Below are 25924 nucleotides of genomic sequence, written 5' to 3'. Positions count from 1 at the left end.
CTAGTTGACGTTGTCGGGGTGGGAGCCGGTGCGGAAACCGCGCTCGAGGGCAGCGATTTCGGTCATGTCCAGGGCGGACAGTTCAAATCCGAACACATCGTGGTTCTCGCGGATCCGGCCCGAAGAGCTGGCCTTCGGAATGGCGATGTTACCGAGCTGCAGGTGCCACCGGAGGATGATTTGCGCCGGCGTCCGGTCGTGCTCGGCCGCAAGGGCCAGGATCACTGGATCCTTCAGGACCTGGCCGCGGCCAAGAGGACTCCACGCCTCAGTGCGGATGCCAAGTTCTTCATGCTTGAGACGCAGTTCGGCCTGCTGGAGCCAGGGGTGGAGCTCGATCTGGTTGACGGCCGGAACCACTTCGGCCGTTTGCAGCAGCCGGTCCAGGTGTTGCGGCTGGAAGTTGGAGACGCCGATGGCGCGGACTTTCCCCTCGCGGTACAGCGTTTGGAGGGCCCGGTAGCTCTCGGTGAACAGGCCGCGCTTCGCGCAAGGCCAGTGGATCAGGTAAAGGTCGATGTACTCCATGCCAAGGTTGGAAATGGAGGTATCGAAGGCGCGCATCGTGGCGTCGTAGCCTTGGTCGTCATTCCAGACCTTGGTGGTAACGAACAGATCCTGGCGGGACACGTACGGGGCGGACTCTCCGCGTTCCCCGCCGGTGCCTTGGAATCCGGACAAAGCGCCGATGCCTTTGCCCACGGCCGTCTCATTGCCGTACATGGCCGCCGTGTCGAAGTGCCGGTAGCCGGCTTCGACCGCCATGGTCACGAGGTCCGCCGCGTCAGCCGGGGGCACCTTGTAGAGCCCGAACCCCAACCGGTCGATCATCACGCCGTTGTTCAGGGTCAGCCGGGGGGAGAGTCTCATAGCAATGACTTTACCCACTGGCGGAGCCGGGGTGCGGACCGGAGCCGGGGCACGGACCGGAGCTGGGGCCGCTCTCCGGGTCGCCGCTCCGGCGGGGCGGCTCAGGCCAGGCCGTCAAACCTCACCAGCCGGCGGGCGCTGGCCTCGTCAAGGATCAGGTCGGTGGCCAGGCCCGCCGCCAGCGCACCGCGCAGGCCGTTGATCTTGGAGGCGCCGGAGACCACGCAGATCCGCCGCCGGACCTGGCGGAGCTGGGCGAGGTCCGGCCCCGTCGAGCGCTCGTTAAGTGTGATGCCGTCCGAGGAGCCGTCCGCCCGGAAGAAAACAGTGGCGACGTCTCCCACGACGTCGGACGTGGCCAGGATGTTCAGGTCGTCTTCGTCGAGGTAGCCGCCGGCGTAAACGTGGCTGGGGTAATCGGCGTCGACCGACCCCACCCCGAAGATCGCGATGCTCATGCGGGCCTGCAGTTCCAGGATGCGCTGAACACTGCGCTCATTCCACATGGCCTTCTTGGTTGCGGCATGGTCGAAGAACGCCGGTACGGGGAACTGCTCAACCCGGGCGCCGTAGGCGCTGCCGAACCGCCGCATGATGTCCGAGGCGTAGGTGATGCCGGTGGTCTGCATATTGCCGGCGCCGTTGAGCTGGACGATCACGCTGTCGTGGGTGATCTTCCGGGTCAGGTGCCGGCTGACGGCGCTCAGGGTGGAGCCCCACGCCACGCCGATGATGGCGTTGGAATCCACCAGCGGCCCGATCGTCCGGGCCGCCTGCATTGCCACCCGGTCCAGTGTTTCCGCCTCGTTGAGCGTGTCCACGACGGGAACCACGTGCACATCCACCCGGTACTCGGCCCGGATCATGCTTTCGAGTTCGGGGCCCGTGTCCAGCGGACTGCGGATCTGGATCTGCACCAGACCCGATTCGCGTGCCGAGGACAGCAGCCGCGAAACGGTGGACCGGGACGTCCGGAGTTCCCGGGCGATCGCGTCCATGGTCAGGTCCTGCAGGTAATAAAGCTGGGCCGCCCTGAGGGCGTCGGAGTGGCGAGAAGCCGTCATCCCAATTCCGTTCTGCACGTTTGTGCATAGTGCTTGACTCCATTTTCCATTATTCCAAACAATAGAGTTGAACGGCGCCGCGCCCCAGGGCGCGGCGCGCAGAACCAGACCCAAAGGAGCAGTTTTGGGACAGAAGGATTCATCTCCCACCTCGGGACCCGCGAGTAACCGGGCATCGGTGCAGAGGCTGCAGGAGCGGCGGCATGCACAGGTGCTGATCATCGGCGGCGGCATCAACGGCGTGGGTACTTTCCGGGACCTGGCGCTGCAGGGCGTGGACGTAGCGCTCGTGGAGCGCGGCGACTTCTGCCAGGGCGCCAGCGGCGCCTCCTCGCACATGATCCACGGCGGCATCCGGTACCTGGAAAACGGTGAGTTTCGCCTCGTCCAGGAGTCCGTCGTCGAGCGCAACCGGCTCCTGCGCATTGCCCCGCACTACGTGAAGCCCCTTCAGACCACCATTCCGATCTTCAGCACCTTCTCCGGTGTCCTTGCCGCTCCGCTGCGCTTCCTGACCCACAAGCAGCAGGGCAAGCCCAAGGAGCGCGGGGCCTTCCTGATCAAACTGGGCCTGAGCATGTACGATTTCTTCTCCCGCGACGGCGGCACCGTGCCGCGCCACCAGTTCCGCGGCCGCAGGCGCGCACTGGCCGAGCTGCCCCGGCTGCACCCGGGCATCAAGTACGCCGCCACCTACTTCGATGCCTCGGTGCACAACCCGGAGCGGCTGACCCTTGATGTCCTGCAGGACGGCGAAAAGGCCGGCGGACTGCAAGCACGCGCCAGCAACTACCTTTCGCTCGTCTCCCTGAACGGCGAAGGAGGCGGCGCGGGCGCTGGCAGCACCGTCACGCTCCGTGATGAGCTCTCCGGCGGGGTTTTCGATTTCACGGCCGACATCATCGTGAACACAACCGGCGCCTGGGTGGACCTGACCAACGAGGCGATGGGCGCGGCGTCGTCCTTCATGGGCGGGACCAAGGGCTCGCACATCGTGCTGGACCACCCGGAGCTCCTCGAGGCCTGCAAAGGCCGCGAAATCTTCTTCGAGCACACGGATGGCCGGATCGTACTGATCTACCCAATGGGTGACCGGGTCCTCGTCGGCACCACCGACGTCGACGCCGACATGGCAGAGGACGCTGTCTGCACCGAAGCGGAAATCGACTACTTCTTCGACCTGATCGGCCACGTGTTCCCGGATGTGGCCGTGGACCGCGGGCAGATCGTCTACACCTTCTCCGGCGTCCGCCCGCTGCCCAGGCACGACGCGACCCAGCCCGGGTTCGTCAGCCGCGATTACCGGATCGAGCGGCGCGCAGCCGAAACAGGCCAGACCGGCGCCGCCGTGCTCAGCCTCGTGGGCGGTAAATGGACCACATTCCGGGCCCTCGCCGAGCACCTGAGCAACGACGTCCTCGCCGAACTCGGCATGGAACGTAAGGTCTCGACGGCGAAGCTCCCGATCGGCGGCGGCGCGGGGTTCCCGGACAGCGAGGACGGAGTCCAGCGGTGGATCAAGGCGCACATGTCGGCGGGCCGTGACGCCGCCCGTGTCAGCGGGCTGCTGACCCGGTACGGGACCCGCGCCGAGGAAGTCATCGGCTTCCTGGAGGGTGCCCCGGACCGGCTCCTGCATTCCACCCGCGAACTCAGCACCCGCGAACTGGAGTTCATGGCCCGGAACGAGCAGATCGGGCACCTGGTTGACGTACTGATACGGCGCTCGTCCCTGGCCTTCCGGGGACTTGTGACCGGCGAACTGTTGAATGAGGTTGCCGACATCCTGTCCGGTCCCTTGGGCTGGGATGCCGCCAGACGGGCCTCAGAAATCGCCCACGCCCAGGAGGTGCTCCAGCGGTTCCACGGCGTCCGGGTCCACAGCCTGGTCGCCTGACACGACTTGCGTGCCCGGGCAGGGACACCCGGGTGCAAGCACTGCGCGGTCCGCCCTGGCGGCCGGCGCAGTGGCTGGCCGGCGGCGCCGACATGCTGCCGGCCCAACGGCCTTTCAAACTCGCGAAGGGCCGACAACAGAAAATAGAGGAGTCAATGATGTCTCTTGGAATTGTTTTCCTGTCCGAAGTATTCGGAACCGGGATGCTGACCCTGTTGGGCTGTGGCGTAGTGGCAAACGTTGCACTCAAGGGCACGAAGGGCAACAACGGCGGGTTCCTGATGGTCACGTGGGGATGGGGTATCGCCGTTTTCTCGGGTGTCTATGTGGCCTCCAGGTCCGGCTCGCATCTGAACCCGGCCGTCACTCTCGGCTTTTTGCTCAACGGCAAGGCGGAGTACGCTCCCGGGGTCAAGGTCGACTTCGGCTCGACACTGACCTACTTCGGCGGGGAATTGCTCGGCGCCTTCCTTGGCGCAGTCGTCATGTGGCTGGCCCACAAGCAGCACTTTGACGCCGAACCCTTGCCCGCCAGCAAACTGGCCGTCTTCTCCACCGGTCCGGCCATCCGTTCCAACGTCTGGAACCTGATCACCGAGATCATCGGCACCTTCGTGCTCGTCTTCGTCATCCTGACGTTCGGCGGGACACCGTCCGGACTGGGCCCCCTGGCGGTGGCCCTGCTGGTTGTCGGCATCGGTGTTTCACTCGGCGGACCCACAGGGTACGCCATCAACCCTGCCCGCGACCTCGGCCCCCGCATCGCCCACGCCCTGCTGCCCATCAAGGGCAAGGGTTCGTCCGACTGGAGCTACTCGTGGATCCCGGTCGTGGGCCCGCTCATCGGGGGCGGACTCGCCGGCGTCGTCGCCGCGATCGTGCCCATCATTATGACCGCCGCAAAGTAGTTACCACCCCAGCTTCACGCAATCCAACCACCAGGCCATAAAGACAAGGACGTCAACATGAACCAGTACGTAATCGCAATCGACCAGGGCACCACGAGCACCCGCGCCATTGTTTTCGACCACGGCGGCAACATCGTCTCCTCCGGCCAGATGGAGCACGAGCAGATCTTTCCGCAGGCCGGATGGGTGGAGCACAATCCCGCCGAAATCTGGAACAACACCCGTGAGGTCATCGCCTCCGCCCTCTCGAAGGCGAACCTGACCCGCCACGACATTGCCGCCGTCGGGATCACCAACCAGCGCGAAACCGCCGTCGTCTGGGACAAGACCACCGGAGAGCCTGTCTACAACGCCATTGTCTGGCAGGACACCCGCACCCAGCCGATCGTGGACGAGCTGGCCAAGGACGGGGGACCCGAACGCTTCAAGCAGAAGGTCGGGCTGCCGCTGGCAACCTACTTTTCCGGCACGAAGATCAAATGGATCCTGGACAACGTCGACGGGGCACGCGCCAAGGCCGAGGCCGGGGACCTGGTCTTCGGCAACACCGACTGCTGGGTGCTCTGGAACCTGACCGGCGGCACCGACGGCGGCGTGCACGTCACGGACGTGACCAACGCCTCGCGGACCATGTTCATGGACCTCGACACACTGTCCTGGGACCAGGAAATCCTGGCCGCCTTCGGGGTTCCGGCCTCCATGATGCCTGCCATCAAGTCCTCCTCCGAGGTCTACGGCACGGTGCACACGTCCCAGCTGCTCCGCGAGGTTCCCGTCGCCGGCATCCTGGGCGACCAGCAGGCGGCGACCTTCGGCCAGGCCGCGTTCGACGCCGGGGAAGCCAAGAACACGTACGGCACGGGCTGCTTCCTCATCTTCAATACCGGCGAGGAGATTGTGCACTCCAAGAACGGGCTGCTGACCACGGTGGGCTACAAGCTCGGCGACGCGGCACCGCATTACGCGCTGGAAGGCTCGATCGCCGTCACCGGGTCGCTCGTGCAGTGGCTGCGCGACAACCTGGGGATGATCAGCAGCGCCCCGGAAGTGGAGACCCTTGCCGCCGCGGTCGAGGACAACGGCGGGGTCTACATTGTTCCGGCGTTCTCCGGCCTGTTCGCCCCGTACTGGCGCTCCGACGCCCGCGGTGCGATCGTGGGCCTGACCCGCTTCGTGAACAGGAACCACATCGCCCGCGCGGCGCTGGAAGCCACCGCCTTCCAGACCCGCGAGGTGCTCGACGCCGTCAACGCCGACTCCGGTGTGCCGCTCACGGAGCTGAAGGTCGACGGCGGCATGGTGGCCAACGACGCCCTCATGCAGTTCCAGGCCGACATCCTCGGCGTTCCGGTGATCCGGCCCAAGGTCGTCGAGACCACCGCGCTGGGCGCTGCCTACGCGGCCGGCCTCGCCGTCGGCTTCTGGAAAGACCTGGGCGAGTGCTCGGCCAACTGGTCCGAGGACAAGCGCTGGGAACCGAAGATGGAACCGGCCGAGCGGGACCGCCAGATGCGGCTTTGGAAGAAGGCCGTGACGAAGTCCATGGACTGGGTCGACGAGGACGTGAAGTAGGCGCCAGATGAGTTGAGTCAGAGGGGCCGGTGGCTCCCGCCCGCCCGTCCCCTGCTGCTCCCTGACACTCGCAAGCTCGTGTCGGGGCCCTCGCAGCAGGGGGCCCACCGCGGTGCCCACCACACCATGGCGGGGAGTCACCGGCCCCTCTTTCGTTTCATCGCTTTGCCCCGCTCGTGGCGACTTACGTTTAGCCGGTGGTGCGGGTGCGCTAGAGTATTCGTATGCGTGCGATCCTTCTGCTTAGCTAGCCGCCCGGTAGCCCGATATACACGGAATACCGAGCGGCAGCCCCTCCATGTCGAGGGGCTTTTGTGTGTCCGGGGCTTTCCCGGGCCGGAGGCAGGGGATCAAGGGGTCGGGGCGGAACAGACGCCCGGACAGAACAGAAGAGGCCAGCAGTGAGCGTTCAGCCGGAGACAGAGACCGGAACAGCAGCAGCCGCGGCGGAGGCCCCCGAAGAGGGTGCCTACAGCTTTGCGGCGATGGAAGCCAAATGGCCGCAGGTCTGGGAAGACCTGAAGGTCTTTACCCCGGTCGACGACGGTTCGAAGGAACGCCGCTACGTGCTGGACATGTTCCCGTATCCGTCCGGTGACCTCCACATGGGCCACGCCGAAGCGTTCGCCATGGGCGACGTCGTCGCGCGCTACCTGCGCCAGCAGGGGTACGACGTGCTGCACCCGATCGGCTGGGACTCCTTCGGCCTGCCGGCCGAGAACGCCGCCATCAAACGCAACGCCCACCCCAGCGAGTGGACGTATGCCAACATCGAGACCCAGGCTGCGTCGTTCAAGCGCTACGCGATCTCCGCCGACTGGTCCCGCCGCATCCAAACCTCCGACCCGGAGTACTACCGCTGGACCCAGTGGCTGTTCACCCGGTTCTACGAACGCGGCCTGGCGTACCGCAAGAATTCGCCCGTCAACTGGTGCCCCAAAGACCAGACCGTGCTGGCCAACGAGCAGGTCGTCAACGGCGCATGCGAGCGGTGCGGCACCCCGGTCACCAAGAAGTCCCTGAACCAGTGGTACTTCAAGATCACCGAGTATGCCGACCGGCTGCTCGATGACATGGACGAGCTGCGCGGCCACTGGCCGGAGCGCGTCCTGGCGATGCAGAAGAACTGGATCGGGCGTTCCGAGGGTGCCCATGTCAACTTCGTGGTCGAGGCCGACGCCGGCAAACCGGCCAAGGACGTCACCGTGTTCACGACCCGGCCCGATACGCTCTACGGCGCCACGTTCTTCGTCGTCGCGGCCGATGCCCCGCTGGCGGTCGAGCTGGTCACTGACGAGCATGCTGGGGCCCTCGACGCCTACCGCGAGAAGGTCAAGGCGCTGTCTGAGATCGAACGCCAGTCCACCGAACGCGAAAAGACGGGCGTCTTCACCGGCCGTTACGCCATTAATCCGCTGAACGGCGAGAAGCTGCCCGTCTGGGCCGCGGACTACGTCCTCGCCGACTACGGCACCGGCGCCATCATGGCCGTCCCGGCCCACGACCAGCGCGACCTCGACTTCGCCCGCGCGTTCGACCTGCCGGTCCGGGCCGTGCTGGACACGGGCGCGGAAGATCCCGCGGTCACCGGCACTGCGACCACCGGGGAAGGCACCCTGATCAACTCCGGCGCGCTGGATGGCCTGCCCAAGGCAGAAGCGATCCCGGCCGCGATCGGGATCCTGCGTGAGCAGGGCACGGGGGAGAAGTTCGTGAACTTCCGCCTGCGCGACTGGCTGCTGAGCCGCCAGCGCTTCTGGGGAACCCCGATCCCGATCATCCACTGCCCCGACTGCGGCGAGGTACCCGTTCCGGACGACCAGCTGCCCGTGCGCCTGCCGGACAACCTGCGCGGCGAAGACCTGTCCCCCAAGGGCACGTCGCCGCTGGCCGCCGCCGAGGCGTGGGTCAACGTCGAATGCCCCAGCTGCCACGGCCCGGCCAAGCGCGACACGGACACCATGGACACGTTCGTTGACTCGTCCTGGTACTTCCTGCGCTTCGTTTCCCCGCAGTACACCGGGGGACCCTTCGACCCGGCCAAGATCAATGACTGGATGCCGGTGGGCCAGTACGTGGGCGGTGTGGAGCACGCAATCCTGCACCTGCTCTACGCGCGGTTCTTCACGAAGGTCATCCACGACCTCGGCATGATCGACGCCGACGAGCCTTTCAGAGCCCTGCTCAACCAGGGCCAGGTCCTCAACGGGGGCAAGGCCATGAGCAAGTCCCTGGGCAACGGCGTGGACCTCAGCGAGCAACTGGACAAGTTCGGCGTCGACGCCGTGCGGCTCACCATGATTTTCGCCTCCCCGCCGGAGGACGACGTCGACTGGGCCGACGTTTCGCCGTCGGGTTCGGCGAAGTTCCTGGCCCGTGCCTGGCGGCTGGGCCAGGACGTCGCAAGCGAGCCGGGCGTCGACTTCACCACCGGTGACCGCGCCCTGCGCACGGTCACCCACCGCACGATCGCCGACGCCGCGGCGCTGCTGGACCACAACAAATTCAACGTGGTCGTCGCCAAGCTGATGGAACTGGTCAACGCGACCCGCAAAACCATTGACGCAGCCACCGGCGCCGGCGGGGCAGACCCGGCCGTCCGCGAAGCCGTGGAGGCTGTCGCAGTCATCCTGAGCCTCTTCGCGCCGTACACGGCCGAGGACCTCTGGAACGTGCTGGGGCATCCCGCTTCCGTGGCCAATGCGGGCTGGCCCACGCACGACGAATCCCTGCTCGTGGAAGACACGGTCACAGCCGTCGTCCAGGTCCAGGGGAAGGTCCGGGACCGCCTGGAGGTTTCGCCGGACATCTCCGAGGACGAGCTGCGCGAGCTGGCGCTGTCCTCCGAAAACGTCCAGCGTGCCATGGACGGCCGTGGCATCCGGACCGTGATCGTCCGGGCGCCTAAACTGGTCAACATCGTCCCGGCATAGCCCCGGCCCGGCCGCCGGTGCACCCTCACCGTCGGCCGGGCACAGCATCAGTCCGCGGCAGTAATCCCCGACAGTAGTCCGGCAGCAATGCCCGTCAGCCCGTCCCGGCAGCAGGAGGTGGCACGTGCCCGACCGCGAACAGCCGGGCTGGCCGTGGCTGCGGGAGCGCCTTCTCCGGCTGCGGCACGCGACCCGGCCGGGAGCCGTCGCCGACGTCGTTCCGGTCCCCGCGGTGCGGACCGCCGTGGTGACGGACTCCGCCGCAGCGCTGCCGGCCGACTGGGTGCGGGCCTTCAGCGCCGACGGCCGGCTCACCGTGGTCCCCATGCCGGTAATGGTGGGATCCGAGATCTACGGCGAAGGCGAGGACGATATCGCCGAGACGATCGCCGTTGCCCTGGCCAGCGGCACCCCCGTCAAGACCTCGCGTCCCTCGCCGGGACAGTTCGAACAGGCCTATCTGGCCGCCCAGCAGCGAGGTTTCGAGTCGGTCGTCTCCGTCCATATCTCCGGGGAGCTTTCCGGCACCGCAGACTCTGCGCGCCTTGCCGCCGCCCGCGTCGGCATCCCGGTGGATGTCCTTGACTCACGGACGGTGGGGATGGCCCAGGGCATGGGCGTTCAAAGCGCTGTGGTCGCCGCCGCGGACGGGCGGGGCGCTGCAGAGGTCAAGGCCTTCGCGGAGGAACGGCTGGCCCGCACGAAAGTGTATTTCTACGTCCCGAGCCTGGATCAGCTGCGCCGGGGCGGACGGATCGGGGCGGCAGCCTCGCTGTGGGGCACGATGTTCGCCATCAAACCCATCCTTGCGGTCGACGACGGCAAGATTGTTCCGCTGGAAAAGGTCCGGTCCGCGGTGCGGGCGATTGCCCGGCTCGAGGAAATCGTCGCCGCGGACGCCTCCGGCCGCCCTGCTGGTGAAGCCCGGCTTGCAGTCCACCACTTCGGCAACGAGTCGGAGGCTGAACAGCTCGCCGCACGCCTCGCGGTGCTGGTGCCCGAGTGCCCGCCGGCGCAGATCAGCGCCCTGCCGGCCGTGCTTGCTGCCCATGCCGGGCTCGGCGTGCTGGCGGTGATCGTGGGGGAGAGCAGCACTCCGCCTGACGGCGGTGTCCTGGCACCCGGGCGGCGGTCCGGGGTTGCCGACGGCGCACCGCCAGGCGGTACGGCGCAGGAGTAGCCTGAGGCTGCATCCGGTGGTGTCGGCGAGGGCCCCGGGAACTGCCGGCACCGGCCCCGGGCGATGACAAGGTCTCGGCCACGCTGGAAGGCTGGCTTTTACGGGGACCGCGGTAGTAAAGTCTCCCCACCGACCAAGGAGTCCCCATGGCTATGCAAGTCCACCACGTCGCCCAGTTCGACAGGGATGTCGCGGAAGAGGTCACCAAATGGCTGAAGTACCTCAAAGGCCAGGTGACCAGTGTCCAGTTCCTGACGACCACCGTGCCGGACCCCAAAGCACCCGACAAGTGGCGGGTGCAGTACGAGGCCTACATCACGTACCAGCAGTAAGGGCTAAGGGTACAGCGTGTACGTGGGCTGCCAGCCCGAACCGTAAACCCAGGCCGTAGTCGTCGCCTGTTGGCTGCTCCCCGCTTCGAACCACCACAGCACCTTGACGTTGCAGTGGAAGACGACCGTTACGTTGGCCAGTGCCCCTTCCTCGGGAACGGAACCAATCGATGTGGCGGCGGTCTGGGTGTTCCAGATGAAATTCTGATCGGCCGTCATTCCCGCATTGCCGTTGACGTAGACGTGCGAAATTCCATAGACGCCGTAATCAGGACAGTAGGCACCGGCCACCGAAAAGCCAACGGTTTGGATTGAGGCTGCCTGCGCCGGCGGAGCCAGCAGGGTTGCGCCCAGGACTGCAAACAATGCGGCCGGAAGAGTCGCCTTATTCATGGCACACCAGCTCTCGACGCCTGGCGGGACTGCCAGACGAATAGTGTTGCCCCCAGCCGGCAAGGTCATTCTTCGAATTACGATGCCGACGCTACCACCGGGCTGCGGTGCAAGAAAGCGTAGGGACTACGTATGGCTTCACGCTGACTACTTGTTTCCACATAGGACGAATCCAGGGTGTACGCGTGCCATGGCTCTTCCTAGGGTGGGTCCTATGTCACGCCGGACGCCGGGAGCCGAATCCGCCACGGGCCTCAGGGCCGGACGGGACCGTTGGTCGGCCACCTTGGGAGGTGCGCGGGACGCGCAGGACGCCGGCGGGCCGGATGCCGGCGGGCCGGACGCCGGCGCGCGGGATGCCGGCGGGCAGGGAGGCCGCCTCGGAGGGCTCCTGGAGTTGCCTGCGGCTCCCGGGCCTCATGATTTGCCACGTAGTGCCCGGCTGAGAAGCCGGACCGGGTTCAGGGCGGCGGTCCTGCTCGGCGTCCTGGCGGTCCTGCTGGGCGGCTGGTTCTGGTGGCACACCGCCACAAGCAGCCCTGAGGTCCTGCCGCTCAGCGAGACCTCCCCGGCGGCTACTGGCCGGGCAGGTGCGGCCGACCCGGCCGTCACGGGAGCCACGGCCACGGGCAGGGACCAGTCTCCGGCGGACAGTTCCACGACGGTGCCGGGCAGGATCATCGTCCACGTTGCTGGCGCAGTTGCCAACCCTGGGGTGATCGAGCTGCCGGCGGGAAGCCGCCTGCATGAAGCCATCGCAGCGGCAGGCGGCAGCACCGATGCAGCGGATCCGCAGAAACTCAACCTGGCTTCTGTGCTGGAGGACGGCCAGAAGATTGTTGTGCCGACCCGCGGGGAGCCGGATCCGGCGGAGCCCGTTTCCGGTGCGACAGCCGGGCCTGCCGGACCCGGCGGCAGCCCGGGCACCCGGGGCGGAAAGATCAACCTGAACTCCGCCAGCGTCGAGGAACTCGGAACCCTCCCTCGCGTCGGTCCGGTGCTTGCCCAGCGGATCGTGGACTGGCGTAAGCAGCACGGCCGGTTCAAGACTGTGCAAGAACTCGATGCCGTCGACGGCGTCGGTCCGAAAATGCTCGAAGCCCTGCTGCCTCTCGTGAGCGTGTGAGATGCCTGCGTCCGACCGGCCTGCAGCGCACCAGCCTGGAGCGCAGAAAGAGGGAGTGGCAAGCCAACGGCCGGTCATGTTGCCGCCGGACCTGTTGCCGCCGGAGCTGAAACAGCGCAGCCGTTGGCACCGGTACGTGGACTCCGCAGTTGGTGTCCCGCGGTCCGGGGATCCCGCGAGCTCGGCGCGTGGCTGGCGCGCAGCCGGTCCGGGGGAGGTGCCGCCCGGGGCGCGGCCCCTCCGGGAGAAGACGCCCGGGGCGCGGCCCCTCCCCGGGGCGCGGCACTTCCCCGGGGAGACGCCGCCGGGTGGGCGGCGGGAGGCCGTCAGCTGGTTCAGGAACAACGTCCGGGCCCGCCTGTTGAGGGAACGTGCTGGCCCGCGCCGTGTGGAACCATGGCCGCGCAGAACGGACCTGCGTCTTGTTCCTCCGGCCATGCTGGTGTGGGCTGTTGCCGCGGCCGGTAGCTGGCTCGGACCGGTCGAGCTGGCAGCCGTCTGTACGTCGCTGATCACCGCTGCGGGGGTTGTCTTGTTCGCCGTCGTCCGGCGAAAGACCCCGTGCCACCATAACCCGGCCCCGCCAGCCCCGCGGAGTTTCCTGTCCACGCTGGCCGTCGCGATGCTCCTGTCCGCCGCAACGGGTGCCCACGCGGCCGTCGCGGCCTCCCAACGCCACGATGGTCCCATCGCCGAGGCCGCTGCTGCCCACGCGGCTGTCGTCGTTGAAGTGGAGATCGCGGGGGCCCCGGCGCGGCTCAGGATTCCCGGCGCCTCGGGGCTGGCGGACCGCTTCGCAATTCCCGCGACGCTTCGCGTGATGTACGCGGATGGGCTCCGGGTCGCTGCCGACGCCAAGCTGCTGGTCGTGGGCGGCCCAGGGTGGGAGAGCGCCGTCCCGGGCGAGCGCGTCCGGTCAACCGGGAAGCTCGGGCCGTCCGGTCCCGGCCAGGAGGAGGCAGGGATTCTGTCTGCCTCGTCGGTCCCAGCCCTGCTCCGGGCCCCGGATGCCTGGCAGCAAGGTCCCGCGCGGCTGCGCAGGAACTTCACCGCAGCCTCCGAAAAACTCGGCGGAGACGCCCAGGGCCTCCTCCCCGGGATGGTGACGGGAGACACCAGTGTGCTGGACCCGCAGCTGGACGCCGCGATGAAGACAGTCGGGATGACGCACCTGACGGCGGTCAGCGGGGCAAATTGCAGCCTGGTCCTCGGAACCTTGCTGCTGATCGCCCGGACTTTGCGGCTTCCGCGGCCGGCAGCCGCAGTCCTGTGCGCCACGGGGCTCGGGCTGTTCGTCCTGATGGTCGGTCCGGACCCCAGCGTGTTGAGGGCTGCCCTCATGGGGGCTATCGGCCTTGCCTCGGTGGCCTTCGGCCGTGCCGGCCGCGGCCTCAGCTTCCTCTGCGTTGCCGTGATCGTCCTGCTGCTGGCCGACCCGGTGCTGGGCACGAGCTTCGGATTCCTCCTGTCCGTGCTCGCCACCTTGGGCATTGTGGTCACGGGACGGCGCCTCATGGACTGGTGTCCGCCGGTAGTGCCGCGCTGGGCGGCTGCGGGACTGGCCGTTCCCCTGTCCGCGCAGATCTTCTGCGGCCCGGTGATCGTGCTGTTGCAGCCCCAGTTTGCCGCTTACGCCCTGCCTGCCAATGTGGCCGCGGCAGCACTGGTTGTCCCCGTCACGCTGCTCGGGACCGCCGCCGTGCCGCTTGTGTCCTTGGTTCCGGCGGCCGCCGACCCCCTGATCGCACTCGCAGGGCTCTTCGCGTCAGCGGTGGCAGGGATAGCACGCTTCTTCGCGTCCCTCCCCGGAGCGGCCCTGCCCTGGCCGGAAGGCGCCTTTGGCTTGTGCACCATGGCGCTGTTGTCCGCCGTCTCACTGGGGGCGACCTGGCTGGCCCTGCACCCCGCCGCGGGCGTGCGGCTGGCCCTCTCGGCACACTCCGGGACGGTCGCCCTCCTCGACCGGAAGCCCTCGCTGGCAGCCGTGCACGCCGTAGGGCGGTCCGGCCGCCGTGGCTTGGTGGACCGGTCCGGGCGTGGCAGGCTTAGAGTCTGCAAACCAACGTCCCGGAGGAATCACGAGTGGCTGCTGCCCAGACCCAACGCCCCAGGATTTCGGCGTCGAAAACCGCCACCTGGCGTGATGTGACACCGGCCGCGGTGGTCCTGGTGGGCGGGCCGGAAGACTACCTGGGCAGCCGTGCCATGGACCGCATCCGTTCGCAGGTCCGTGAGGCCGCGCCCGACGTCGAAGTCACCAGGCTCAACGCCGGCAGCTATGCGGCGGGCTCGCTGGCCATGAACGTCAGCCCGTCCCTCTTCGGCGAGCAGAAGCTCATCGAGGTCGAAGGGGTGGAGGCGATGAACGACGCCTTCCTCGCCGACGCCCTGAGGTATGTGGCGCAACCCGAGCCTGACGCCGTCCTGGTCCTGCGCCACGGCGGAGGAGTCCGCGGCAAGAAATTGCTGGACGCCATCAAGGCCGGCGGCTGGCCGGTGGTCGACTGCCAGCCCCTCAAAAAAGACGCGGACAAAATCGCGTTCGTGACCACCGAGTTCAAGGCAGCATCCCGCCGGATCGAGCCTGATGCCGTACACGCCCTCGTCAACGCCGTGGGCGCCCACCTGGCCGAGCTCGCGGCTGCCTGCAGCCAGCTGATCGCCGACGCCACCACCGCTGTTGATGCCGCCATGGTGAACAGGTACTACGGCGGCAGGGTGGAAGCCACGGCCTTCAAAGTCGCCGACGCCGCAATGGCCGGCAACGCACCGCTGGCACTCTCCACGCTCCGTCACGCCCTTGCCACGGGCGCGGACCCGGTTCCGATCGTGGCGGCTCTGGCATCGAAGCTGCGGTCACTGGCCAAGGTCGCGGGCGCGCATGGGTCTTCTTCGCAGATTGCGAAGCAGTTGGGTATGCAGTCCTGGCTTGTGGAGCAGGCGCAGCGCGAAGTCCGGCGCTGGACCCCCGAAGGGCTCGTCCGCTCCATCCAGGTCACCGCCGAGGCTGATGCGCAGGTAAAGGGTCTCTCCCGGGATCCCGTCTACGCCGTGGAACACGCCGTAACTGTGATTGCGGGTTCGGTGCGTCGTTCCTGACATCCGCGTCGTTGCCCGGATTCCGGGCCTAATAGCTTAAAGAGATGTGGCCGGCACCCAGGGGGTGCCGGCCACAATCATCAGTTCAGTTGAACTGGAAACCTTACAGCGCGTTGACCTTCTTGGAGATGGCCGACTTGCGGTTTGCGGCGTTGTTCTTGTGGAGAACGCCCTTGCTGACAGCCTTGTCCAGCTTGCGGCTGGCAGAAAGCAGTGCAGTAGCAGCAGCATCCTTGTCGGTGGACTCAACGGCGGTGTTGACGGCGCGGATGGCCGTCTTCAGCTCGGACTTGACTGCGTTGTTGCGCAGGCGGGCCTTCTCGTTGGTGAGGATGCGCTTCTTCTGGGACTTGATATTAGCCACGTGTGAACTCTCTTTTTCAATGCGGAAAATGGTCTAGAGGGCTTTCAGATTGGCCATTGACTGAGCGGCGTGGGGATACCTATGGCGACCAACCATATGTGGCCGTCGACCTGCACGGACACACAGCTGTAAATCATAGCAGAAACCCTGTTGCCGTGACGATCGCGGCATCTCGTCCGGCGGCGGACACCAGGCGTCCACCAGGCCGCGCCCGGACTCCAGGCCGGGATCCGCGCCGGACGCCCCGCCGGGCTCGCGGGCCAGGACCGGCACGGCCCGCGGGTCAGGACCAGCCGTGCCGTGCCCGGAGTGCGGAGGCGATGGGGGCGAAGCGGCCGGCATCGAGGACGGCCCCTTCGCGCCGGATGTCCTTCGGGTTGATCCGCAGGACGCGGTCGAGCTTCGCTTCGCTGGGGCGCCGCTCGCGGTCCCAGGGTCCCGTTCCGATGTCCACGTACTCGTCCGCGCGGCGGGAATCGCCGTCGTGGTCCTTGCTGGTCAACATGAGGCCCAGCAGGTACCGGCCGCTGGTTCCTACCAGCAGCACCGGCCGGTCCTTGCCCTGGGAATGGTCCTCTTCATAGGGAACCCAGGTCCAGATCACCTCGCCCGGTTCGGGGAGCCCGTTCGGAGACGGCGAATAGCGGACGGCCGCCGTTCCCTGGAAGTCGCCGGGGTACTTTGCGGTTAGTCCGGTGCTCGGGGTGCCGCCGGAGCCGCGGGCAGCGCCGGTCCGGGCTCCGGGCCTCGCAGGCCGTTGCCCGGGACGGGTCTTTCCGGCCGGCTTCCCTTGGGTAGGCGGCGCGGAGCTGCCGAGCCTATCCAGGAGGCGCAGCGCGCCACGGACAGCATTGCCGATCGAGCGGAGATTCAGAGCCATGGGGAAACCATACCGGCACTACCGGCCTCCGACCCTTCCGCGCCGCCAAGGCAAATCCAGCCGCGGTGCCGGCAGCCAACCCTTCCGCGCCGCCAAGGCAAATCCAGCCGCGGTGCCGGCAGCCAGGGGCGATCGGGCGATCGGGAAATGCACTTCCGGGGCCCGGACGTGGGAGACTAGGAGTTCAGATATGCGGCATGTTGCAGGCTGGCGGATTGCCGCCCGCGCAGAGCCGTGGAAATGCCAACAGTAAGGACCCTGCGTGTCTCCCATGGCCCGCACCGCCCCGGTGCCCGCCGCAACAGATCCGGCCATCATCCGGAACTTCTGCATCATTGCGCACATTGACCACGGCAAGTCCACGCTGGCGGACCGGATGCTCCAATTCACCGGCGTCGTCCAGTCCCGCGACATGAAGGCCCAGTACCTGGACCGCATGGACATTGAGCGCGAACGCGGCATCACCATTAAATCCCAGGCTGTCCGCATGCCATGGGAGCTCGACGGCACCAGCTACGCGCTGAACATGATCGACACTCCCGGGCACGTCGACTTCACCTATGAGGTCTCCCGCTCGCTCGCGGCCTGCGAAGGTGCGATCCTGCTGGTTGACGCGGCCCAGGGCATCGAGGCCCAGACCCTCGCCAACCTGTACCTGGCGATGGAAAACAACCTCACGATCATCCCGGTCCTGAACAAAATCGACCTCCCGGCAGCCCAGCCCGAGAAGTACGCGGCGGAACTCGCCAACCTGATCGGCGGCGACCCCGACGACGTGCTCCGTGTCTCCGGCAAGACGGGCATGGGCGTCGAAGTCCTGCTCGACAAGATCGTCCGCGACCTGCCGGCTCCCGTGGGCGACCCGGACGCCCCGGCCCGGGCCATGATCTTTGACTCGGTCTACGACACGTATCGCGGTGTGATCACCTACGTCCGCGTAGTCGACGGAATGCTGCACCCCCGCGAACGCATCCAGATGATGTCCACCCGCGCCACGCACGAGCTCCTCGAGATCGGTGTCAGCTCCCCGGAGCCCACCCCCTCCAAGGGCCTCGGCGTCGGCGAAGTCGGCTACCTCATCACCGGTGTGAAGGACGTCCGCCTGTCCAAGGTGGGCGACACCATCACCAATCTGGCCAAGCCGGCCACCGAGTCCCTTCCCGGCTATGCCGACGCCAAGCCGATGGTCTTCTCCGGCCTGTACCCGCTGGACGGCACCGACTACCCGGTGCTCCGGGATGCGCTGGAGAAGCTGATGCTCAACGATGCCGCGCTGGTATATGAGCCCGAGACGTCCGCCGCGCTGGGATTCGGCTTCCGGGTCGGATTCCTGGGCCTGCTGCACCTGGAAATCACCCGCGAGCGGCTCGAGCGCGAGTACAACCTGGACCTGATTTCCACCGCCCCCAACGTGGAATACGAGGTGACGCTGGAGGACAAGAAGGTTGTCCACGTCACGAACCCCAGCGAATACCCCACCGGCAAGATCGCTGAAGTGCGCGAGCCGATGGTGTCCGCCACCATCCTTGCGCCGAACGAGTTTGTCGGCGCCATCATGGAGCTGTGCCAGAGCCGGCGCGGCGTCATGGGCGGCATGGACTACCTCTCCGAGGACCGGGTGGAAATCCGGTACCGCCTGCCGCTGGCCGAAATCGTCTTCGATTTCTTCGACATCCTCAAGTCCAAGACCCGCGGCTACGGGTCGCTGGACTGGAAGGCCGACGGCGAGCAGGTCGCCGACCTCGTTAAGGTGGACATCATGCTCCAGGGCGAGCAGGTCGACGCCTTCTCAGCCATCACGCACCGCGACAAGGCCTACGCCTACGGCGTGATGATGACCGGCAAGCTGCGCGAACTGATCCCCAGGCAGCAGTTCGAGGTGCCCATCCAGGCCGCCATCGGCTCCAGGATTATTGCCCGTGAAAGCATCCGCGCCATCCGCAAGGACGTCCTCGCCAAGTGCTACGGCGGTGACATCACCCGAAAGCGCAAACTGCTGGAAAAGCAGAAGGAAGGCAAGAAGCGCATGAAGATGGTGGGCCGCGTCGAGGTGCCGCAGGAAGCCTTTATCGCCGCCCTCACCACGGACGAGTCCAAGGACAAGGCCAAGAAGTAGCGGTGCCAGCAATGATTGTTGCCACAACACCGGCGGGCCGGGCCCGTGCCTAGCGTTCTTCCCCTGGGAGACCCGGCTCCGCCGGACGGGCTGCTGCCAGCGCAGGCGCGCGAGGGCGCCGGTCAACGTGCCTTCGGGCTGTACGTGCACATCCCGTTCTGCGCGGTCCGCTGCGGGTACTGCGACTTCAACACCTACACCGCCACCGAGCTGGGCGGCGGGGCCTCCCAGGACGCGTACGCCGCCACAGCGATCGCGGAAGTTGCTTTCGCTGCCCGGGTCCTGAAGGAAACTGGCCTGCCTGAACGGCCGCTCAGCACAGTCTTTTTCGGCGGCGGCACGCCCACGCGGCTCCCGGCTGAGGACCTCGCCGGCATCCTCACCGCCGCCATCGCGGCGTGGGGACTGCAGCCCGGCGCCGAGGTCACCACGGAGGCCAACCCGGATTCCGTCACCCCCGAGTCCCTGCAGCTGCTGGCCGACGCCGGATTCACCCGGGTGTCCTTCGGCATGCAGTCGGCCGTTCCGCATGTCCTGAAGGTCCTGGACCGCACCCACACCCCCAGCCGGGTGCCCCAGGTGGTCCAATGGGCACGGGACGCAGGGCTCGCAGTCAGCCTCGACCTGATCTACGGGACCCCGGGGGAGTCACTGGTCGACTGGCGCTGCTCGCTCGAGACCGCCTTGTCCTACAACCCGGACCACATCAGCGCCTACGCCCTGATTGTCGAGGACGGCACCAAACTCGCCGCGCAGATCCGCCGCGGCGAAGTCCCGGGAATCGACGACGACGACCACGCCGCCAAGTACGAGCTCGCCGACGAACTGATCACCGCGGCCGGGCTCGCCTGGTACGAGGTCAGCAACTGGTCGCGGACGCCCGGGCAGGCCTGCCGGCATAACCTCGCCTACTGGCGGGGGGACGACTGGTGGGGCATCGGGCCGGGTGCGCACTCCCACGTCGGCGGCGTGCGCTGGTGGAACGTCAAGCACCCCACCGCCTACGCCAACCGGCTCGGCGCCGGCGTCTCGCCCGCCGCGGGACGCGAAACGCTCGACAGCGAAACGCGCAACGTGGAACGCGTCATGCTTGAGGCCCGGCTGAACACGGGACTGGACATCCCGAGCCTCGGCGGCCTGGGCGACACCGGCAGGCACGCCGTGGCGGGGCTGATCGCCGATGGACTCGTGGACCCCGCCGCGGCTTTCAAGGGCCGGCTGGTCCTCACACTCAAGGGCCGGCTGCTGGCCGACGCCGTGGTCCGCAGGATCCTGCCGGACTAAGGCGCAAAGAGCCGGCCGTTGCCCCGTGGGGGCAACGGCCGGCTCTTGTCTTGGGAGCGGCGCCGCGGAGTTCGCGCCTACTTGATCCAGCGCAGGTTGAACTCGTAGCGGTGCGGCTGCCCGCGGTTGACGTGAATGCCCGCGGCCACCGAGAAACAGGTGACGGCGATCCAGATCACCGTGGCGAGGACCGCGAACAGGTTGCCGACCACGGGGATGAAGACGAGGAGGTTGGCGAGCACTGCCGCGATCGTCGGGGGCAACGTGAAATTGAGGGCTTCCTTGGACTCCTGCGCCGTGAAAGGCCCGCGGTCCTTGAATATCAGGTAGATCAAGAGCGAGGGAACACAGCCCAGGATGCCGCCGAAGTGTGCCAACGTGGCCCACTGCCGGTCCTCGCTGGCCGTCAGCGGCAGCGCATTTGCGGGAACGCCATGGTACGGGGGCTGGCCATGGCTGGCCTGGTTGCCCGTGCGTTCGCGTTCGTTCTCTGCCACGGTAAGTCCTTCGGATTGCGGTGATGCGTTGCTGCCTGGAAGCGCCGGTGCCGCGCAGGATGTACGGCTCCGTTTCAAGAATACTTGCTCTGGCCCCTAAATGATGTTCGGTGCCGCGTCGTGGATCCCTACGGCACGGTGAGGAAGTCGATGACCTCTTCGACCCGGCCGAGCAGGGACGGCTCCAGGTCGGCGTAGCTGCGCACGGCGCCCAGGAGTTTCTGCCAGCCGAGCCCGATGTCCTCCTTTGTGGTGTGCGGCCAGCCGAACGCCGTCAGGATGCCGGTCTTCCAGTCCATCCCGCGGGGAATAACCGGCCACTTCTCGATGCCCAGGGTCGCGGGCCGAATGGCCTGCCAGACGTCCACGTAGGGGTGGCCCACGATCAGCACATTGCCCGCCGCGCCGGGGGAGGCCATGACGGCGTCGGCAATCCTGGATTCCTTCGAATTAGGGACGAGGTGGTCCACCAGGACTCCAAGCCGGCGCCCCGGGCCGGGCCGGAACGCTGCAACCGCTGCCGTGAGGTCATCAATGCCGTGCAGTGGCTCGACCACGATGCCCTCGACCCGGAGATCGTCGCCCCAGACCTTCTCGACGAGTTCGGCGTCGTGCTTGCCTTCCACCCAGATCCGGCTGGCCTTGGCCACCTGCGCACGCTGGCCCTCCACACGGACCGAGCCCGACGCCGTGCGGCCTGCTCCGGCGCCCGGTGCCGCACCCCGTGGAGCCGGCGGCATGAGCCGGACGGGCTGGCCCTCCAGCAGGAAGCCGAAGCCCAGGCGGAAGGACCTCGACTTGCCCCGCCGATCCTCGAGCGCCACAACATGCATGCCGCCGGACTTTTCGACCCGGGTGACGGCCCCGACCCACCCGGACTGCACATCCTCGAGCACCATGCCGCGTTCCACAGGGATCTCGGGCAGTTGGGTCTTGGCGGGGGCGGACATGTCCTGGGGTCCCCAGTTCTGGTACGACATCTCTTACACACTGCTTTGCACTCGGAATGTACGGCGGTCAGTGAAACCATCCGGGGACGCGCGGCGTACGCCGCGCGACGGGATGCGCTGCCAGGGCCGCTGCGTCCCCCGTGCCCGGAGCGCTGTGCCCGGAAACACGGATCCGGGAGCAACGCCTGGAGCGAATCCAATGCTAACAACGCGGCGAGTCATATTAGACTGGTTAGCACTTAGGCATGTCGAGTGCTAACCGTAGGCCGCCCGCCAGGTGCGGCGCGGGGCAGGCGCCGCACGCCAGACCGGATACTGGACCGACGATTGGAGGCGGAGCGTGAGCGAACCACGCAAACTCGAAGTGCTGCGCGCAATCGTGGAGGACTACGTCCATTCGCGTGAACCCGTTGGCTCCAAGGCGCTCGTTGAACGGCACCACCTTGGCGTGTCCAGCGCCACGATCCGCAACGACATGGCGGCGCTGGAAGATGAGGGCCTCATCACAGCACCGCACACGAGTTCAGGCAGAATCCCTACGGACAAGGGCTACCGGCTCTTTGTCGACCAGATTTCGGCCGTCAAGCCCCTCTCCCATGCGGAACGCCGCGCCATCCAGGCGCTGCTCGAGGGCTCGGATGACCTCGACGACGTCCTTGACCGGACTGTGCGGCTCCTGTCGCAGCTGACCAACCAGGTCGCCGTCGTGCAGTACCCGCTGCTCAGCCGCGCCAAGGTCCGGCACGTCGAATTCGTGCTGCTGGCACCCAGGAAGGTGTTGGCGGTTTTGATCGCGGACACCGGGAAGGTCGAGCAGCGGGTCATCGACGTCGGCCAGGACCTCCCCGACGAGGCGCTCTCGGAGCTGCGTACCCGCTTCCTGGGCATCCTGTCGGGGCTGCCGCTGAACCTGCTGCCCCAGTCCCTGCAGGCCGTCGTCGCCAGCTGCCCGCCAGTCCGGCGCGGCGCCGCCCAGGCCCTGGCCCGCGGCCTGGAGGCCCTCGCCACGAGCGGCCGCGAAGAGCGCATGGTCATGGCCGGCACCGCCAACCTTGCCCGCTCCAACGTGGATTTCCCGCTGAGTATCGGCCCGGTCCTGGAAGCACTCGAGGAGCAGGTGGTGATGCTCCGGCTGCTCAGCGAAATGGCCGAGGATCCGCGCGGCGTCACCGTGAGCATCGGACGTGAGAACCCCTACGACGGGCTTGCCGAGGCTTCCGTGGTGGCCACCGGGTATGGCCCGGACGCCACAGCGAAGGTCGGCGTGCTGGGGCCCACCCGGATGGATTATCCGACCACCATGGCCGCGGTCCGCGCGGTGGCCCGCTACCTTTCGAGGATCCTCGGGCCCTGACCGGCCATTTGACCGACAGCCGGCCCCCGGGCTTCGGCACCAGACTTCTTGCCCCACAGGCAGTACTACAAGGAAGAGATACGAACTTTGAGCAGCCATTACGACGTTCTTGGAGTCTCCCGCGAAGCAACGGGTGAAGAGATTAAGAAGGCTTACCGCAAACTGGCGCGAACCCTGCACCCGGATGTGAACCCGGGGGAGGACGCCTCGGACCGGTTCAAGGCCGTCACCCACGCGTACGAGGTCCTCTCCGATCCGCAGAAACGCCGGGTCTACGACACCACCGGCAATGAGAACGGCACCGACAACGGCTTCGGCGGCGGCAGCTACGCCGGCCAGGGGTTCGCCTTCCAGGACATCTTCGACACGTTCTTCGGCGGCGGAGGCGGCCAGGGCGGCCCGGCGTCCAGGGTCCGCCGCGGCCAGGACGCCCTCATCAGCGTCCGGATCGACCTCCGTGACGCCGTGTTCGGCGTCAACAGGAAGCTTGAGGTTGACACTGCCGTCACGTGCCCGACCTGTGAAGGCTCCTGCTGCCGCGCAGGCAGCCACCCGGAACGCTGCGACATCTGCGGCGGCTCCGGACAGGTCCAGCGCGCTGTCCGGTCCATCCTCGGCCAGGTCATGACGTCGGCCCCCTGCGGCTCCTGCGAGGGCTTCGGGACCGTCATCAAGGACCCCTGCAACGAGTGCAACGGCCAGGGCCGGATCCGCAGCCGCCGTTCCCTGACCGTCAAGGTTCCCGCCGGTGTAGCCACGGGCACCCGCATCCAGTTGTCCGGACAGGGCGAGGCGGGCCCTGCCGGCGGCCCCCCGGGCGACCTTTACGTCGAAATCCGCGTCAACAACGACGCCACCTACGTCCGCGACGGCGACGACCTGCACGCCAGCCTCAACATCCCGATGACGGCCGCCGCCCTGGGCACGGAGCTGAGCCTGGACACCTTCGACGGGCCGCAGGAGATCGACGTCAAGGCCGGGACCCAGTCAGGGGAGGTCATCACCCTCCGCGGGCTCGGCGTGACGCACCTGCGCGGCTACGGCCGCGGGGACCTCAAGGTCCACCTGCAGGTGGATACCCCCGGTAAGCTCGACACCGCCCAGGAAGACCTGCTGCGGCAGCTCGCCAAGCTGCGCGGCGAGCAGTTCACCGACGGAAAGCTGGCCGCGAGCGGCGGTGTGTTCGCGAAGCTGCGGGACAGGCTCGGTAACCTGTAGCGGTGAGCAACCCGGTCTTCTTCACCCCCGCAGGATCCCTGGACCAGCAGGTCCCCGGGTCGACCTTTGTCCTCGAGGGCTCCGAGGCGCGCCACGCCGTCACGGTGAAGCGGCTTTCCGCCGGGGAGTCCGTGGACATTGCCGACGGCGCCGGCAAGCGGCTCACCGGCACCGTGACAGCCGTGGCGCCCGGAACGCTGACCGTGGAGTGCTCTGGCATCTCCGCCGAGCCCCGGCCTGCGATCAGCCTTGTCCTCGTCCAGGCCCTCGCCAAGGGAGACCGCGACGAGCTCGGGGCCGAGACCGCCACAGAATTGGGCATCGACGCTGTCATCCCCTGGCAGGCGGAGCGTTCCATCGTCCGGTGGAAGGCCGAACGTGCCGCCAAGGCGCATGCCAAATGGCAGTCGGTGGTCACGGCGGCGGCGAAGCAGGCACGGCGTGCCTGGATTCCCGAGGTGCGTGCCGCCGTCGACGGCGCCGGCCTGCAGTCGGCCGTTGCCGCCGCCGACCTCGCGGTCATCCTGCACGAGGACGCGGTGCGGCCCCTCCGGGAGGTACTGCAGGCGTGGGCGGACACCCAGGAGCCCGACGGCGGGTCCGCCCGGCAGGGCCGCGAAGTGCTCCTGATCGTCGGCCCGGAAGGCGGCATCAGCCCGCGGGAAGTCACGCGGCTCTGCGACGCCGGTGCGGTTACCGCCCTGCTGGGGCACCACGTGCTGCGCTCATCCACCGCCGGCCCGGCCGCGACCGTGCTGGCAAGCGACGTCCTCGGCCGCTGGTAGGCGGCCGGCAGCCGTCACTGGCTGGCCAGCCCGCCGGACCCACCTCAAAGGCCTGCTTGCCGGACGTGTTCGACGGGCTTATTTGACGGTGAAACCGCGGGTGTCGACGTTCAAGTCCTGGGCGGTGCCGGCCGGGTCCAGCTGGGACACCCGGACCTCGTAGTTGCCCGGTGCGAGGTTCACGGACAAGTTGAACACACCGGACTGGGCTGCGTCGGCGGAGGCGGTCGTACTGCCGTTGAGGTATGCGGACTTGGCGTTGCTGCCGTCCACGCGCAGGATCTCCCAGTGCAGCTTCCCGCCCGGGGCAGTGCTCCGCCCGTTGATCTTGACGGTCCCTTCGCCGATTGATGTTCCTTCCTGCGGATCGATGATCCACACGGGAGCGACCATTCCGGCGCTGCGGGAGGTTGGCGAGCCGAGCCGGACATGGTTGAACGCCACATAGTCGGTGTGCCCGTCGACGAGCACCACCACCTGGATCTGTTGTCCGGAATCAATCAGCCCCGCGCTGGCGGCCGCCGCCGTCGCGGTGTAGACGAGTTGCTGGATTGCGCGCTCGGCCATTGCCGCATCCACGTTGCTGTTGAACGCATCCGCCGACACGTCCACCGTGATGACGTTTTTTCCGGAGATGGACGTGGCCAGCTTCTTCGGGTTCTGCCAGGGCGTGAAGTAGTCCGGGTCGAGGGGTTTCTGGGACATCATCACCCGGAGGGCGCGCGTCACCGGGTTGTCCTGTTCCGGAACGTCACGGAACTCCCGGTACAGGAACACATTCTCATTGCTCCGGCCGATCCAGTAGACCGGGGCCTTGTTGGAGGTCTGGGTGGTTTCGAGCGGAGCGCTGGTGCTCGGGGCCCCGGAGGAGGCGGGGCCCGGGACGACCTGGGAGGGGCTGCTGGAGTTTGTGATCCCGGACTGCGGCGTTGCCACGCAGCCGGACAGCACCATGGCCGCGGGCAGCAGCAGGAGCAGCACGCCCGGGCGGATGCGCCCGACTGCCGCTGACTGTCCAACTGCACGCTGCCTGATTGCCGCTGTCCTTTCTTCGATGCTTTCCCCGGCCAACTGCCCGGCAACCCTGCCAGGTCCCGGGGCC

General features: G+C 67.4%; 22 protein-coding genes. 14 read left to right on the top strand and 8 right to left on the bottom strand.

The features are described 5' to 3' along the window. Window positions 1-870, bottom strand: coding sequence for an aldo/keto reductase (locus AC1DES_RS10210; RefSeq protein ID WP_476895589.1), 870 nt, complete (start codon window positions 868-870; stop codon window positions 1-3). A 101-nt stretch (window positions 871-971) separates the two neighbouring features. Next, a complete protein-coding gene (locus tag AC1DES_RS10205; protein ID WP_476895588.1) occupies window positions 972-1934 on the bottom strand; it encodes a sugar-binding transcriptional regulator in 963 nt (320 codons plus the stop codon). Between the two features lie 124 nt (window positions 1935-2058). Between AC1DES_RS10205 and AC1DES_RS10200 the strand changes: the two genes are divergently transcribed. The 6 genes from AC1DES_RS10200 (at window position 2059) to AC1DES_RS10175 (ending at window position 10756) form a co-directional block, all read left to right on the top strand. Then, window positions 2059-3831 (top strand): glycerol-3-phosphate dehydrogenase/oxidase, encoded by a 1773-nt coding sequence (locus tag AC1DES_RS10200; protein ID WP_476895587.1) that lies wholly within the window; start codon window positions 2059-2061, stop codon window positions 3829-3831. 158 nt (window positions 3832-3989) lie between these two features. Then, window positions 3990-4739 (top strand): MIP/aquaporin family protein, encoded by a 750-nt coding sequence (locus AC1DES_RS10195; protein WP_476895618.1) that lies wholly within the window; start codon window positions 3990-3992, stop codon window positions 4737-4739. Window positions 4740-4796: 57 nt separating this feature from the next. Continuing rightward, complete coding sequence (gene glpK / locus AC1DES_RS10190) at window positions 4797-6311, top strand: glycerol kinase GlpK (RefSeq protein WP_476895586.1); 1515 nt, start codon at window positions 4797-4799, stop codon at window positions 6309-6311. A gap of 401 nt (window positions 6312-6712) precedes the next feature. Beyond that, on the top strand, window positions 6713-9244 hold the full coding sequence (gene leuS / locus AC1DES_RS10185; protein ID WP_476895585.1) for a leucine--tRNA ligase: 2532 nt from the start codon (window positions 6713-6715) through the stop codon (window positions 9242-9244). Between the two features lie 124 nt (window positions 9245-9368). Beyond that, on the top strand, window positions 9369-10424 hold the full coding sequence (locus tag AC1DES_RS10180) for a DegV family protein (protein WP_476895584.1): 1056 nt from the start codon (window positions 9369-9371) through the stop codon (window positions 10422-10424). Window positions 10425-10570: 146 nt separating this feature from the next. Further along, on the top strand, window positions 10571-10756 hold the full coding sequence (locus tag AC1DES_RS10175) for a hypothetical protein (RefSeq protein ID WP_476895583.1): 186 nt from the start codon (window positions 10571-10573) through the stop codon (window positions 10754-10756). 3 nt (window positions 10757-10759) lie between these two features. Here the strand turns inward: AC1DES_RS10175 and AC1DES_RS10170 are convergent, their stop codons facing one another. Next, window positions 10760-11149 carry a hypothetical protein gene (locus tag AC1DES_RS10170; protein ID WP_476895582.1) on the bottom strand — a complete coding sequence of 130 codons (390 nt, stop codon included), beginning with the start codon at window positions 11147-11149 and terminating at the stop codon, window positions 10760-10762. A 214-nt stretch (window positions 11150-11363) separates the two neighbouring features. Between AC1DES_RS10170 and AC1DES_RS10165 the strand changes: the two genes are divergently transcribed. The 3 genes from AC1DES_RS10165 to holA all read left to right on the top strand — a co-directional run bounded on the left by AC1DES_RS10165 (window position 11364) and on the right by holA (window position 15374). Then, a complete protein-coding gene (locus AC1DES_RS10165) occupies window positions 11364-12275 on the top strand; it encodes a helix-hairpin-helix domain-containing protein (RefSeq protein WP_476895581.1) in 912 nt (303 codons plus the stop codon). Window positions 12276-12711: 436 nt separating this feature from the next. Then, a complete protein-coding gene (locus AC1DES_RS10160) occupies window positions 12712-14424 on the top strand; it encodes a ComEC/Rec2 family competence protein (protein ID WP_476895580.1) in 1713 nt (570 codons plus the stop codon). Beyond that, window positions 14358-15374 (top strand): DNA polymerase III subunit delta, encoded by a 1017-nt coding sequence (gene holA, locus AC1DES_RS10155; protein WP_476895579.1) that lies wholly within the window; start codon window positions 14358-14360, stop codon window positions 15372-15374. The genes AC1DES_RS10160 and holA overlap by 67 nt, the downstream gene beginning before the upstream one ends. A 103-nt stretch (window positions 15375-15477) precedes the next feature. Here holA and rpsT read toward each other — a convergent pair whose 3' ends face one another. Both rpsT and AC1DES_RS10145 read right to left on the bottom strand, forming a co-directional pair. Continuing rightward, window positions 15478-15738 (bottom strand): 30S ribosomal protein S20, encoded by a 261-nt coding sequence (rpsT, locus tag AC1DES_RS10150; protein WP_226775157.1) that lies wholly within the window; start codon window positions 15736-15738, stop codon window positions 15478-15480. A gap of 283 nt (window positions 15739-16021) precedes the next feature. Then, window positions 16022-16618, bottom strand: coding sequence for a type II toxin-antitoxin system PemK/MazF family toxin (locus AC1DES_RS10145; RefSeq protein WP_476895578.1), 597 nt, complete (start codon window positions 16616-16618; stop codon window positions 16022-16024). 262 nt (window positions 16619-16880) lie between these two features. Here AC1DES_RS10145 and lepA point away from each other — a divergent pair, with 262 nt between their 5' ends. Together lepA and hemW are read left to right on the top strand one after the other, a co-directional pair. After that, the gene (lepA, locus tag AC1DES_RS10140; RefSeq protein WP_476895577.1) at window positions 16881-18734 is read left to right on the top strand and encodes a translation elongation factor 4; all 1854 of its coding nucleotides are present in this window, start codon (window positions 16881-16883) and stop codon (window positions 18732-18734) included. 45 nt (window positions 18735-18779) lie between these two features. After that, a complete protein-coding gene (hemW, locus tag AC1DES_RS10135; protein ID WP_476895576.1) occupies window positions 18780-20018 on the top strand; it encodes a radical SAM family heme chaperone HemW in 1239 nt (412 codons plus the stop codon). Window positions 20019-20095: 77 nt separating this feature from the next. Here hemW and AC1DES_RS10130 read toward each other — a convergent pair whose 3' ends face one another. Together AC1DES_RS10130 and AC1DES_RS10125 are read right to left on the bottom strand one after the other, a co-directional pair. Next, window positions 20096-20515, bottom strand: a complete 420-nt coding sequence (locus AC1DES_RS10130) for a DUF4870 domain-containing protein (RefSeq protein WP_476895575.1) — start codon at window positions 20513-20515, stop codon at window positions 20096-20098. Window positions 20516-20643: 128 nt separating this feature from the next. Continuing rightward, a complete protein-coding gene (locus tag AC1DES_RS10125; protein WP_476895574.1) occupies window positions 20644-21495 on the bottom strand; it encodes a DUF3097 domain-containing protein in 852 nt (283 codons plus the stop codon). Window positions 21496-21805: 310 nt separating this feature from the next. On the opposite strand from AC1DES_RS10125, the gene hrcA reads away from it, so the two are divergent. The 3 genes from hrcA to AC1DES_RS10110 all read left to right on the top strand — a co-directional run bounded on the left by hrcA (window position 21806) and on the right by AC1DES_RS10110 (window position 24822). After that, window positions 21806-22819: a heat-inducible transcriptional repressor HrcA gene (gene hrcA, locus AC1DES_RS10120; protein ID WP_476895573.1), complete on the top strand. Its 1014-nt coding sequence runs from the start codon at window positions 21806-21808 to the stop codon at window positions 22817-22819. 87 nt (window positions 22820-22906) lie between these two features. Further along, window positions 22907-24037: a molecular chaperone DnaJ gene (gene dnaJ, locus AC1DES_RS10115; RefSeq protein WP_476895572.1), complete on the top strand. Its 1131-nt coding sequence runs from the start codon at window positions 22907-22909 to the stop codon at window positions 24035-24037. Window positions 24038-24039: 2 nt separating this feature from the next. Next, complete coding sequence (locus AC1DES_RS10110) at window positions 24040-24822, top strand: 16S rRNA (uracil(1498)-N(3))-methyltransferase (RefSeq protein WP_476895571.1); 783 nt, start codon at window positions 24040-24042, stop codon at window positions 24820-24822. Between the two features lie 78 nt (window positions 24823-24900). On the opposite strand, the gene AC1DES_RS10105 is transcribed toward AC1DES_RS10110, so the two are convergent. Further along, window positions 24901-25776 (bottom strand): GerMN domain-containing protein, encoded by an 876-nt coding sequence (locus AC1DES_RS10105; RefSeq protein ID WP_476895617.1) that lies wholly within the window; start codon window positions 25774-25776, stop codon window positions 24901-24903. Window positions 25777-25924 lie beyond the last annotated feature (148 nt).

The organism is Arthrobacter sp. 05T442 (genome assembly GCF_056395945.1).
This window is presented reverse-complemented; position numbering and strand designations above follow the sequence as displayed.

Bases quoted from the DNA above. Each gene is read 5' to 3' on its own strand.
- AC1DES_RS10170 (WP_476895582.1), bottom strand. From the start codon at position 11,149: ATGAATAAGGCGACTCTTCCGGCCGCATTGTTTGCAGTCCTGGGCGCA.
- AC1DES_RS10175 (WP_476895583.1), top strand. From the start codon at position 10,571: ATGGCTATGCAAGTCCACCACGTCGCCCAGTTCGACAGGGATGTCGCG.
- AC1DES_RS10105 (WP_476895617.1), bottom strand. From the start codon at position 25,776: ATGGTGCTGTCCGGCTGCGTGGCAACGCCGCAGTCCGGGATCACAAAC.
- AC1DES_RS10210 (WP_476895589.1), bottom strand. From the start codon at position 870: ATGAGACTCTCCCCCCGGCTGACCCTGAACAACGGCGTGATGATCGAC.
- AC1DES_RS10195 (WP_476895618.1), top strand. From the start codon at position 3,990: ATGTCTCTTGGAATTGTTTTCCTGTCCGAAGTATTCGGAACCGGGATG.
- AC1DES_RS10165 (WP_476895581.1), top strand. From the start codon at position 11,364: ATGTCACGCCGGACGCCGGGAGCCGAATCCGCCACGGGCCTCAGGGCC.
- glpK (WP_476895586.1), top strand. From the start codon at position 4,797: ATGAACCAGTACGTAATCGCAATCGACCAGGGCACCACGAGCACCCGC.
- AC1DES_RS10160 (WP_476895580.1), top strand. From the start codon at position 12,712: ATGCTGGTGTGGGCTGTTGCCGCGGCCGGTAGCTGGCTCGGACCGGTC.
- AC1DES_RS10125 (WP_476895574.1), bottom strand. From the start codon at position 21,495: ATGTCGTACCAGAACTGGGGACCCCAGGACATGTCCGCCCCCGCCAAG.
- AC1DES_RS10145 (WP_476895578.1), bottom strand. From the start codon at position 16,618: ATGGCTCTGAATCTCCGCTCGATCGGCAATGCTGTCCGTGGCGCGCTG.
- AC1DES_RS10205 (WP_476895588.1), bottom strand. From the start codon at position 1,934: ATGACGGCTTCTCGCCACTCCGACGCCCTCAGGGCGGCCCAGCTTTAT.